Here is an 11091-nt window from a genome sequence, read left to right on the forward strand (position 1 = left end):
TTGGCGCCGGCATTGCCGGGCGCGCCTACATCAGGAAGCTCTTGTAGCGCTCGAACCAGAGCCAGCCATTGCGCATGGTGGTCTTGCGCAGGGCCTCGGCCTCGTCGGCGTCGCCGCGGCGCAGCGCTTCCAGCAGGGCGCGGTGTTCGCGCAGCGCCTGCTCTCCGCGGCCGGGCAGGATGATGATGCGCCGCGACAGGAAAATGATCTTCTCGCGGATGCTGTCCAGCATGTTCTGCAGCAGCTTGTTGCCCGCGGCCTCGATGATGCGGCGGCGGAAGCCTTCGTAGCCGGTCTGGAAGCGCTCGTAGTCGCCGTCCTTTAGGTATTGCGCCATGGGGCCGTCGAAGAGTTCGACAAATTCGTCCCAGTCGCCGGGCCGCGAGCGCTGCGCGGCGGTGCGCGCGCATAGCGCCTCCAGGGATTCGCGCACCGCGAAGATTTCGGCCACCTGCTCATAGTCCAGGCGGCTGACGATGGCGCCGCGGTTGGGAATGCGTTCGATCAGGCCGCGTTGGGCCAGGGTGCTGAACGCCTCTCTCACCAGCGAGCGCGATACGCCGAACTGGTCGGCGATCTCGCTTTCCCGCAGTTTGCTGCCTGGCGGAATGCGCTGGGTGGCGATCTGGTCGCGCAGGAATTCATCGATGTTGATTTCCTTGCGCTTGGGTTGCGCGGCGCGGGTGGATTTCTTGGCGGCGGGCATGGCGGTATGTCGGTCCGGGGGAGCCGGAACTCTAACAGAGTCGCCGCTGGAGATGAGGTCATGACATTAAAAAAGACAAAAATGTCGACATAAAAAAATCCAATATCGACATGCGGAATCGGTCGTGGCCCGGGCCTCGCGCTTTGCTTACGATGGGCGCGTCATTCCAACCACGGGAAGAGGGCTGTCCATGCCGGCTGATCCAGGCGCCGTAACGCTCGATGCCGCATTGCTGATCGATTGGACGAGCGGTGTCCTGGCGCATTGCGGACTGGCGCGCGCCGATGCCCGCCTGGCCGCGCAACGCCTGGTGCAAGCCGACGCCATGGGGGTCGGCACACATGGCGTGGCGCGCCTGCCGGTGTACGCGGGCCAATTGCGCGAGGGAACGCTGAACGCGCGGGCGGCGCTGGAGACCGAGCGGGAATCGCCCGGGCTGCTGCGCCTGCGCGCCCACCGCATGCTGGGCCAGCTGGCCGCCATGCGCGGCCTGGCCCTGGCGGCCGACGCCGTCGCTGCCGGTCAGGCCATCGTGACCTTCACGATCAGCGAGGTGGGTCATCTCGGCGCCTTGCGCACCCATGTGGCGCCCCTGGCCGAGGCCGGGCTGGTCGCCTTCTTGTGCCAGTCCACACAGCCCGTCATGGCGGGCGAGGGCGCCAGGGGGCCGGCCATCGGCAACAACCCCTTTGCATTTGCCGCGCCCCGGGCCGACGGGCCGCCGCTATTGATGGATATGGCCGCCAGCCGGGTGGCGCGGGGTCATCTGCTGGCGGCGCGCCGCGAGGGCCAGGCGCTGCCCCCGGGCTGGGCCATCGATGCCCAAGGCCTGCCGACGACGGACCCGGCCGCCGGCCTGGCGGGGGCCGTCCTGCCGGCGGCCGGGCACAAAGGCCTGGCCTGGGCCATGCTGGTGCAGGTACTGGCGGGGGCCTTGACTGGCTCGCGGCCCGACCGCCAGGCCAGCGCGGCGGCCGGCGCCGGCGCCTATGGCTTTGTCATCGACCCGGCGGGTTTCGCGGGCCGCGCGGCCTACGACGCCGGCATGGCGCATTGGCTGGATGTTTATCGCGCCGCCTACGGCGCAGCCGCCCGTCTGCCGGGCGAGGGCAGCGAGTCGGCGCTGCGGCGCAGCGCCACCCAGGGCATCCCGCTATCGGGCGCCCTGGCCGGCGAGCTCGCCGTCCTCGGCCGCGACCTGGGTTTTTCCTTTCCTCATGGAGCATAGCGATGAGCAGGGCAATACAGCTGGACCCCAGCGACAATGTCGCAACCCTCGTCGGCGACCCGGTCGCCGACGGCGATCCCATCATCCTGGATGCCGGGCAGACGCTGCGCGCCCGCTCGGCGATCGCCTTCGGGCACAAGGTGGCGCTGCGGGATATCGCCGCCGGCCAGCCGGTGCTGAAGTATGGCCAGGTCATCGGCCGCGCCTCCCGGGCCATCGCCCCGGGCGAACATGTGCACAGCCATAATCTGCGGACAGAGCGGGCGCGGGGTGATCGCTTGGAGGCGGCGGCATGAGCGGGCAGAGCTTTCTGGGCTATGCTCGTCCCGACGGCAGCGTGGGCGTGCGCAACAGCGTGGGCGTGCTGTCGTTGATGGACAATTCCAATCCCATCGTCCGGCAGATCGTGGCGCTGGTCAAAGGCACGGTGCCCATCACCACGCTGTTCGTGCGGGGGCAGTACGGACGAGACCTGCAAATCACGTACGACACCATGGTGGGGCAGGCGCTCAATCCCAATCTGGCTGCCATCGTGGTCATCGGCCTGGAGCCCAAGGGCACGCGGCTGATCGTCGAGCGCATCCGCGCGGCGGGCAAGCCCGTCTCCAGCGTGGTGGTGCAGGAAGTGGGCGGCACGCTGACGGCGGTGGCCGAGGGCGCGCGGGCCGCCGCGCGCTATGTGCGCGAGGCCTCGCGCCTGCGCCGCACCCCCCAGCCGCTGTCGCGCCTGCGCGTGGGGCTGGAGTGCGGCGGCTCGGACACGACCTCGGGCCTGGCGTCCAATCCGGCCATAGGCCATGCGGCCGACCGCCTGGTGGCCGCCGGCGCCCAGGTCATCATCTCCGAGACGCTGGAATTCCTGGGCGGCGAACATCTGTTCGCGCGCCGCGCGGTGGACCCCGCGGTGGGCGAACAGTTCCTGGCCGCCGTGCGCCGCCTGGAGGCCGAGGCGCTCGCGCGCGGTGTCGATCTCACGGGGGTCAATCCCGCTCCCGACAATATCCGCGGCGGGCTGACCACCATCGAGGAAAAAGCGCTGGGCGCCATCGCCAAGGCGGGCAGCTCGCCGTTGGTGGAGGTCCTGGGCTATGGCCAGCCGCCCACGCGTCCCGGCCTGAGTTTCATGGACACGCCGGCCCCGGCGGTCGAGTCGCTCACGGCATTCGCCGCCGGCGGGGCGCAGCTGGCCTTGTTCTCGACCGGCGTGGGCAATCCGGTTGGCAATCCCATCATGGCTTCGGTCAAGATCACGGCCAATCCGCATACGGCGCGCGATTTCGCGGACAACGTCGATGGCGATATCTCAGGCATCCTGACCGCCGGGCTGAGCGTGCGGGACGCGGGCGATATCCTGTTCGATATCGTGGTGGATGCCGCTTCGGGCACGCTGACCACGGCCGAGATCCTGGGCCAGCAGGAAACGGCGATCAGCCGTTTCGAACCGTCTTCCTAAGGGCGGCCATGCACGACATCGTCATCACCGAGTTCATGGACGAGGCGGCGGTCGCGCTGTTGGGCGGACGCTATCGTGTTCACTACGATCCCGAGCTGCACGGCGATGAGCCGGCCATCCTTCGGCTGGCGGCCCGGGCGCGGGCGCTCATCGTGCGCAACCGCACGCGGGTCGGCCGCTCGCTGCTCGACGGCCTGGGCGGCTTGCGGGTGGTGGGCCGCCTGGGGGTGGGCCTGGACAACATCGATCTGCCTGCCTGCGCCGCGCATGGGGTCACCGTCGAGGCGGCGGTGGGCAGCAACGATGTCTCGGTCGCCGAGCACACGTTCGCGGCCTTGCTCTGGCTGCATAAACGCGCCCTGCGGGACACGGTCCGGGTGGCCGCCGGCGCCTGGCCGCGCACGCCCGATGGCAATTACGAGATCGCGGGACGCAAGCTGGGCATCATCGGCCTGGGGCGCATAGGCCGGCAGCTGGCACGGCGCGCGCTGGCTTTCGATCTGGATGTCCAGGCCTATGACCCCTATCTGGCGGCGGAGGATTTCGCGTCGGCCGGCGCGCGGCCGGCCGGCCTGGCCGAGCTGCTGGCGGACAGCGATATCGTCAGCCTGCACTGCCCGCTGAACGACGGCACGCGCGGCTTGCTGGACGCCGGGCGCCTGGCCAGCCTGAAACCGGGCGCCGTGCTCCTGAATACCGCGCGCGGCCATATCGTGGACGAAGCGGCTCTGGCGGCCCTGTTGCGCGAGGGCCGGCTGGGGGGTGTCTTGCTGGATGTCTATGCCGATGAGCCGCTGGCGGCCGCATCCCCGCTGGCCGGCTTGCCCAATCTTCTGCTCAGCGCGCACACCGCCGGGTTGACGCAGCAAGCCTTCAGCCGCGCCAGCCACCAGGTCGCCACCCGCGTGCTCGGCATCCTGGACCAGGCCTGAAATCACGGATGCGCATGGCCGCCGGCGCGAGCCGGCGGCCATGGCTTTGCACGGCTTACTTGGCGTAGGGATTGAATTCGTTCGTGTAGACGTCTTCGACCTTCACGCCGGCCTTGAGCTGACCTTGCGCGCTCAGCCAGTCCGCCCAGCGGCTGAACTCATCCCTGGAAATGACACCGCCCTTGTTGTGCACGGCCTGGGTATCCCATAGCTTGATCGCCGGCACCTGGTCGGCGCGGCCTATCCGGGTCAGGTAGTCGCTGTAGACTTCGATGACTTTTTCGCGCGGCTGGGTTTGCGACCATTCGATGGCGCGCGCCACGGCGGCCACGAAGTGATGCGAGGCCTTGGGGTGCTTCTTCAGGAAGCCGGTGTTCATGACGACACTGGCGAAGGTGTATTCGCCAAACAGGTCGTAGTCACTAAAGAGCAGCCGCAACCCGCCGCGCTGCTCGGCCAGTTGCTGGAAGCCGCCATTGAGGATGGCCACGTCCAACTGTTTCTGGCGCAGGGCCTGTTCGGCATTGGGCGGCGGGATGGGGACCAGCGTCACACGCTTCTGGTCGGCGGCGCTGAGCTTGCCCTGACGCAGATACTCATCCACATAAGCCTGGGCCGCCGCGCCCAGGGTGTTGACGCCCACTTTCTTGCCCGGCAGATCGGCGGCGCTTTTGATGGGGCTGTCGGCCAGCACCCAGCCGCCATAGAAATGCTCGCGGTTGCTGCCGTGATAGCCGATGACGGCCTTGATGGGCGCGCCCGCGGCGTAGGCATTGAGGATGGCGCCATTGAAGGACTGGCCGAAGTCGACCTGATCGGTGGCCGTGGCCTGGATGTCGGCCGGCCCGCCGGTGACGATGCCCAGGCGCTTCAGCTTCAGCGGCGCGAGATAGCCCAACGCGTCGGCCAACTCGGCAAAGACGACCTGGCCGCCGCTGAAACTCTGGTAGCGGATGGTGTCGACCTCGAGTCCGCCGGAGGGCTGCGCCGAGGCGGCCAGGGGCAGCAGCGAAAAAAGGAGTGAGGCGAGTCGTGTTCTTGCTTTCATGTTCCTGCCTGTGTGTCTAGGGGAGAAAAGGAGGTTTCAGGCGGCGGCCCGGCTGGCCGCCGGCGCCCGCGGACGGTCCAGGCCGAGGTGATCGCGCAAGGTGCGCCCGCTGTAGTCGCGGCGATAGATGCCACGCGCCTGCAGCAGCGGCACCACCTGATCGACGAAGTCCTGGATGCCGCCCGGCAGATGCGAGGACTTGATGATGAATCCATCGGCGCCGCCCTGTCCGAACCATGTCGAGATGGTGTCGGCGATGCGCTCCGGGTTGCCGACCACCGCCAGGTGGCCGCGGCTGCCCGCCAGCCGGCGCACCAGCTGCCGTATCGTCAGTTTTTCGTTCCAGTGGCGCACCAGGTGCTCGATGATGGCCAGCCGGCTTTTGATGCCTTCGAAGTCGCTGATGTCACCCAGCTTCTCGGGCAAGGGATCGTCCAGGTCGTGCTTGGACAGGTCGATGCCGTAGCCCGCCAGCAGGGTGGCGTAGACCGAGGGCACCAGCAGGTCGTCCAGCTGCTCGCGCAGGCGCGCGGCTTCCTCGTCGGTCGAGCCGATGACGGTCAGCAGGCCCGGCAGGATCTTGAGGGTGTCCGGCGCGCGCCCGAAGGCCGCCGCGCGCCGGCGCAGATCCTGGTGGAACGCCTGGGCGTAGTCCAGCGTGGGCTGAGCGGTGAAGACCATCTCGGCGTGGCGGGCGGCGAAATTGCGGCCGTCTTCCGAAGAGCCGGCCTGCACCAGCACGGGCCGGCCCTGCGGTGTGCGCGGCAGGTTCAGCGCGCCATGCAGGCGGTGGCGCGCGCTGTCGTGCGAGAGCGGATGAATGCGTTCGGGGTGGGCGTAGCGGCCGTGCTCGCGGTCGGCCGCCACGGCGTCGTCCTGCCAGCTGTCCCAGAGCGAAGTGATGATGTCCACGTACTCATGTGCATGGGCATAACGTTCGCCGTGCGGCACGACGCTGGCATGCCCGAAGTCCTGGGCCGTGGCCGGCTCCCCGGTGGTGACGATGTTCCAGGCCGCCCGGCCGCCGCTGATGTGATCCAGCGTGGCGAAGCTGCGGGCCAGGTTGTAGGGCTCGTTGTAGAGCGTGGAGCCCGTGGCCACCAGGCCGATATGCGAGGTGGCCGCCGCGATGCCGGCCAGCAGCGTGAGCGGTTCGAGTTCCCAGCGCACGCTTTGCCGGATGCGCGGCGTATAAGCCAGAAAATCAGCGAAAAACACGAAGTCCATCTTGCCGCGCTCGGCCTCCCTGCTCAGGGCCTGGTAGTAAGCGAGGTCGGTGCCGCGCCAGGGCTGGGCCGCCGGCATGCGCCAGCCGCCTTCGTGATCGCCGGATTGATGGAATTCCGCGCCGAGTATCAGTTGGCGTTTGTGGGTAGGCATCGTGGATTCAGTTCGGTGAGGGATGGGCGGGCCGTTGCAGCCCGGCGTGGGCGCGCAGGGTGACGCCGTCATAGTCGCGTCGCAGGCGCGTCCGGTGCTGCAGCTCCGGCACCAGGTAGTCGACGATGTCGTCCAGGCCGTCCGCGGTGATGGGCAGGGCCAGGCTGAAGCCGTCGGCCGCGCCGCTGTCGCGCCAGTGCAGCAGGGTGTCGGCGACCTGGGCCGGATGGCCGGCGATGAGCGGCCAGGGACTCGGTCCCGCGGCCTCGATGGCGGCCAGCAAGCGGGCGCGCCGGTGCTCGCTGGGGGAGCAGACCAGGCTGACCACCGGCCAGGCAAGCACGGGGCTGGGCAGGGCTTGCAGATGCCGGTATTGTTCGCGCGCCTCCCGCAGGTCCGCGGGATGATTGATGAAGATGTCGCAGTCGTCGGCGCCCGCTGTGCGCGGATCCCCCTGGCGGAGGATGGGCGGGTGGCCCTGCGGCGGGCGCGGGATGTCCATGGGACCGGCCACGCGGAAGGCGCGGCCTTCGTGGTTGATGGCCTGGATGCGTTCGGTGCGCACATAGTTGCCCGCCGCCTTGTCGGCGATGCGGGCCTCGTCTTCCCAGCTGTCCCAGAGCCGGCGCAGTACGTGCGCATATTCCTTGCCGCGCGCTAGCGCCTGGGGGTCTGCGTCCTGGTCGAAGCGCGGCGCCAGCGCGGCATCGTCTTTATCGTCGATCAGCCAGCCGGCACGGCCGTTGCTGGTGTGGTCCAGCGAAGCCAGGCGGCGCGCCGTGTTGTAGGGCTGGTTGTGCTGGGTGGGGACTTCGGCGATGAGACCGATGCGCTGGGTCGCCGCCGCCAGGGCGCCCAGCACCGTGAGGGGTTCGAGGCGCACGCGCCGCGGGCTGTCGGCCACGCCGTCGTCCAGGCCGCGGTCATCCAGCAGGGTGATGGCGTCGAACTTGCCGCGCTCGGCCGTGCGCGCCAGGGCCAGCAGCGGGTCCAGCGAGACCGGATCGTAGGGGCGCGCGCCCAGGCGCCAGGCTTGCGGCAGCGTGCCCGCGCCGGCGACGAGCAGATTGAGATGCAGGAGAGGATGGGACATGGGAGTCGAATGCGCTTATTGCTTCCAGGCGGAGAAATGTCTTTCCAGCGATATCAGGCCGTAATTGATGGCCAGCCCCAGCATGGATACCGAGAGGATGCCGGCGTACATGCGGTCGATCTGGAAGTTGTTCTGTGCGTAAGTGATGTAGTAGCCCAGGCCCGCATTGGCGCCCACCATTTCGGCGGCGACCAGCACCAGGATGGAAGTGGCGCCCGCCAGCCGGATGCCGGTGAAGATGGTCGGCACCGAGGCGGGCAACACGACCTTCTGGAACAGGCGCAGCGGGCCCAGGCCCATGGACTTGGCGGACTTGATCAAGAGCGGATCGACGCTGCGCACGCCGCTGATGGTGTTCAGCAGGATGGCCCAGGTGCAGGCATAGAAAACAATGGCGATCTTGGATGTCTCGCCGATGCCCAGCAGCAAGATGAAAACCGGCAGCAAGGCGAGCGTGGCGGTGTTGCGGAACACCTCGATCAGGGGGTTGAGCACGTCGCCGACGCTTTTGTACCAGCCGATGAGCAGGCCCAGCGGCACGCCCACCAGCAAGGCCAGGCCAAACCCCGTGGCCGAGCGGATGAGACTGGCCGTCAGATTGGCGACGGTGGTGCCGTCGCGCAGCATGTCCAGCCAGGCCAGGGCCACTTTGGAAAAGGGCGGCAGAAAGGCCGCGCTGACCAGGCCGGCGCGCGGCGCGGCCTCCCAGAGCAGCAGCAGGACGGCGATGGCGGACAGGCGCTTGAGCAGGCCCCACAGGGCCAGCAAAGGGATAGGGGCGCCGGTGGCGCGCGGGCGGACGGTCAGGGTGGGCATGGCAGGGGTGAAAAAATGAAGGAAGGGCAAGCGGCCTCAGGCCGCGGCCAGCGCGCCGTCGCGCGCGCGGCGCATCTCTTCGTGCAACAGCGTCCAGATGTGGTGCCGGTCCTGCACGAAGGCGGCGCTGGCGCGGACATCGCTGTCGGCGCCGCGGCCCCCGGCCTGGATGTCGACGATGCACTTGATGCGCCCGGGCCGCGAAGCCATCACGGCCACGCGCTGGCCGAGATAGACGGCCTCGTCGATGCCATGGGTGATGAAGACGATGGTCTTGCCGGTGGCGCGCCAGATGCGCAGCAGCTCGTCCTGCAGCTGTTCGCGCGTCTGGGCGTCCAAGGCCGCGAAAGGCTCGTCCATCAGCAGCACGCCGGGCTGATAGGCCAGGCTGCGCGCGATGGCGACGCGCTGCTTCATGCCGCCGGACAGCTGGTGAGGATAGTGGTTTTCGAAGGCCGACAGCCCTACCAGGGCCAGGCATTCGCGGGCGCGCGCCGCCCGCTCGGCGCGGGACAGCCCGGGCAGCGACTCCAGGCCGAACTCGACATTGCCGCGCGCGGTGCGCCAAGGCATGAGCGCGTATTGCTGAAATACGATGCCGCGGTCCAGGCCGGGGCGCGTGATGGGCTTGCCGTCGAGCAGCACGCGGCCGGCGCTGGGCTGGGCCAGGCCGCCGATAAGGTCCAGCAAGGTCGATTTGCCGCACCCGCTGGGTCCCACGATGACCATGAACTCGCCGGCCTCCACGGTCAGGGAGACATCCTGCAAGGCGGTGAAGGCTGCCCCCTTGGCGCGCGGTGCGGCGAAGACCTGGCTGACTCGATCCACGACGATGCGCGAACTGATCTGGTGGGTGCGGGAGGCAAGCGTCATGGTCTTCCAGGGCTATCGATGTGCGTTCGCTACTGTAGACCCTATGAAGCCGGCAGATAGGACAGATTTATCATTTGCATCTATCCCGTCGATATAAATGAAGACAAAAATGTCGACAAGAAAATGCAAAAAAAACCTGACACCGGGGCGCGGGCGCAAGGCATCGCCCACCGGTATCAGGCAGGCCGGAATTAAAGCGAGGACGCGGCCCGGGCCGCCTGGTCGTAGAGGCCGGAGACGGTGCGCAGGCGGCGCGCCACCTCGGCATGGGCGTCGCCGTCGGCCAGGTCGCCGTCGATGCCCGCCAGCAGGCAGCGCCCGCGCACGGTGCGGAAGGATTCGATCAATTGCGCGCCCTTGGGGGTGGTGCCGTAGAGCACTTCCTTGCCGGCTTTCTCGCCTTGCACCAGGCCCAGCGTGGAGAGCTTCTTCAGCGCATAGCTGATGACGTGGGTGTCTTCGAAATTGAGCGTGAAACAGATGTCGGCCAGTTTCTTGCCGCGCTGGCGGTGGTGCACATGGTGCAGGACCAGGATGTCGTTGAATCCCAGGTCCGGCTCGCCGGCGGCGGCCATGCAGCGGGTGACCCAGCGGCTGAAGGCGTTGTGGGCGATGATGAGGCCGAACTCCAGTTCGGACAGTTCGGCGTGCGGGCCGTGGGCCAGGTGGGCGGAAGACAGGATGCGCACCGGTTCCAGCGCGGCGGGGGAGTTCTCGGGAGAGGTGGGGGTCATGGCCGGGGTTCCGGTGGTGGCGGGCTTAGTCGTCGTCGCCGTCGGCTTCGGGGAAGAGCCGCTCTTTGCCGGGCGAGATGTCGGTGATCAGGTCCCGCAGCAGGGGCTTGTTGGGCAGCGGCGCGACCTCGTAGACGCGGCCGGCTTCCAGGCGGGCGGTACAGGCGTAGACGGTCTTGCCGTCGAGCCGCATCATGCACTCTTTGCAGGCGTTGGCGTTGATGCAGGCATAGCGCACGCCCAGCGTGGGGTCGAGGTGGCTGCGCACCCAGCGCAGGCCGTCGAGCAGCGAGGCGGCGGCTTCGAGGGGCACGTCGAAGGCATCGACGCGGCCGGGGGGGCTGCTGCGCTGGATGCGCAGCTGGAGGGTTTTCTGGGTCATGGCGTGGTCTGTTGCGCGAGGCCTTGCACGGGCTGGCTGGCAAGTGTCCAGTGGCCGTCGCGCCAGGCGATGGTTTGGTTGAGCGTCCAGGCCTCGTCCTGGACCGGATAGTCTTCGCGCTGGTGGGCGCCGCGGCTTTCCTGGCGGGCCAGCGCGCTGCGCGCGACGGCTTCGGCCACCAGCAGCATATTGCCGATGTCCAGCGCGTCCAGGCGGACCGGATCCTGCGGGCCGCCGCCCGGCAGCAGCGTGCCGGCGCGGGCCTTGAGCGCTTCGATGCCGCGCAGGGCCTGCCGCAGGCCGTCCGCCCGCCGGAAGGGGCCGACGTGCTGCTGCATCAGCGCCTGCAGGTCTTCGATGAGGGCGGCGTGGTTGGGCGAGGGCGCATCCGCCGGGGCCGCGCCGGCCAGGCGCGCGAGCCAGGGCGCGGCGGCGGCGCGCGCCGC

Annotated in this window: 12 protein-coding genes and 1 pseudogene; 4 read left to right on the plus strand and 9 right to left on the minus strand. The window is 68.7% G+C overall.

Annotated elements, in window-relative coordinates; genetic code table 11:
• Positions 1 to 25: 25 nt before the first annotated feature.
• A complete protein-coding gene (locus tag AXA74_RS20845; protein WP_032955962.1) occupies positions 26 to 706 on the minus strand; it encodes a GntR family transcriptional regulator in 681 nt (226 codons plus the stop codon).
• Positions 707 to 896: 190 nt separating this feature from the next.
• On the opposite strand from AXA74_RS20845, the gene AXA74_RS20850 reads away from it, so the two are divergent.
• The 4 genes from AXA74_RS20850 to AXA74_RS20865 are packed head-to-tail and all read left to right on the plus strand — an operon-like array spanning position 897 to position 4319.
• Positions 897 to 1934 carry an Ldh family oxidoreductase gene (locus AXA74_RS20850; protein ID WP_080700831.1) on the plus strand — a complete coding sequence of 346 codons (1038 nt, stop codon included), beginning with the start codon at positions 897 to 899 and terminating at the stop codon, positions 1932 to 1934.
• Positions 1935 to 1936: 2 nt separating this feature from the next.
• Positions 1937 to 2230 carry a UxaA family hydrolase gene (locus AXA74_RS20855; RefSeq protein WP_032955959.1) on the plus strand — a complete coding sequence of 98 codons (294 nt, stop codon included), beginning with the start codon at positions 1937 to 1939 and terminating at the stop codon, positions 2228 to 2230.
• Entirely contained in the window at positions 2227 to 3387 is a 1161-nt protein-coding gene (locus AXA74_RS20860; protein ID WP_032955958.1) for a UxaA family hydrolase, read from the plus strand. Before AXA74_RS20855 ends, AXA74_RS20860 begins: the two co-directional genes overlap by 4 nt.
• 8 nt (positions 3388 to 3395) lie before the next feature.
• Positions 3396 to 4319 (plus strand): NAD(P)-dependent oxidoreductase, encoded by a 924-nt coding sequence (locus AXA74_RS20865; protein WP_032972829.1) that lies wholly within the window; start codon positions 3396 to 3398, stop codon positions 4317 to 4319.
• A gap of 55 nt (positions 4320 to 4374) precedes the next feature.
• Here the strand turns inward: AXA74_RS20865 and AXA74_RS20870 are convergent, their stop codons facing one another.
• From AXA74_RS20870 to AXA74_RS20905, 8 genes and pseudogenes are all read right to left on the minus strand, one after another.
• Positions 4375 to 5367 carry an ABC transporter substrate-binding protein gene (locus AXA74_RS20870; protein WP_032955953.1) on the minus strand — a complete coding sequence of 331 codons (993 nt, stop codon included), beginning with the start codon at positions 5365 to 5367 and terminating at the stop codon, positions 4375 to 4377.
• A 36-nt stretch (positions 5368 to 5403) separates the two neighbouring features.
• Entirely contained in the window at positions 5404 to 6747 is a 1344-nt protein-coding gene (locus AXA74_RS20875) for an LLM class flavin-dependent oxidoreductase (protein ID WP_032979563.1), read from the minus strand.
• A 7-nt stretch (positions 6748 to 6754) separates the two neighbouring features.
• Positions 6755 to 7840: an LLM class flavin-dependent oxidoreductase gene (locus tag AXA74_RS20880; RefSeq protein WP_051593839.1), complete on the minus strand. Its 1086-nt coding sequence runs from the start codon at positions 7838 to 7840 to the stop codon at positions 6755 to 6757.
• A 15-nt stretch (positions 7841 to 7855) separates the two neighbouring features.
• Positions 7856 to 8656, minus strand: a complete 801-nt coding sequence (locus AXA74_RS20885) for an ABC transporter permease (RefSeq protein ID WP_032956084.1) — start codon at positions 8654 to 8656, stop codon at positions 7856 to 7858.
• Positions 8657 to 8692: 36 nt separating this feature from the next.
• Positions 8693 to 9529 carry an ABC transporter ATP-binding protein gene (locus tag AXA74_RS20890; protein WP_051593838.1) on the minus strand — a complete coding sequence of 279 codons (837 nt, stop codon included), beginning with the start codon at positions 9527 to 9529 and terminating at the stop codon, positions 8693 to 8695.
• Between the two features lie 191 nt (positions 9530 to 9720).
• Positions 9721 to 10263, minus strand: a complete 543-nt coding sequence (locus tag AXA74_RS20895; RefSeq protein ID WP_048940112.1) for a winged helix DNA-binding protein — start codon at positions 10261 to 10263, stop codon at positions 9721 to 9723.
• A gap of 25 nt (positions 10264 to 10288) precedes the next feature.
• Positions 10289 to 10645, minus strand: coding sequence for a 2Fe-2S iron-sulfur cluster-binding protein (locus AXA74_RS20900; RefSeq protein WP_032955949.1), 357 nt, complete (start codon positions 10643 to 10645; stop codon positions 10289 to 10291).
• Positions 10642 to 11091, minus strand: a pseudogene (locus tag AXA74_RS20905) (FAD-binding protein); the annotation flags it as partial. The gene AXA74_RS20900 and the pseudogene AXA74_RS20905, both read right to left, overlap by 4 nt.

The sequence above is a fragment of the Bordetella hinzii LMG 13501 genome (assembly GCF_001548475.1).
GTDB lineage: Bacteria > Pseudomonadota > Gammaproteobacteria > Burkholderiales > Burkholderiaceae_B > Bordetella > Bordetella hinzii.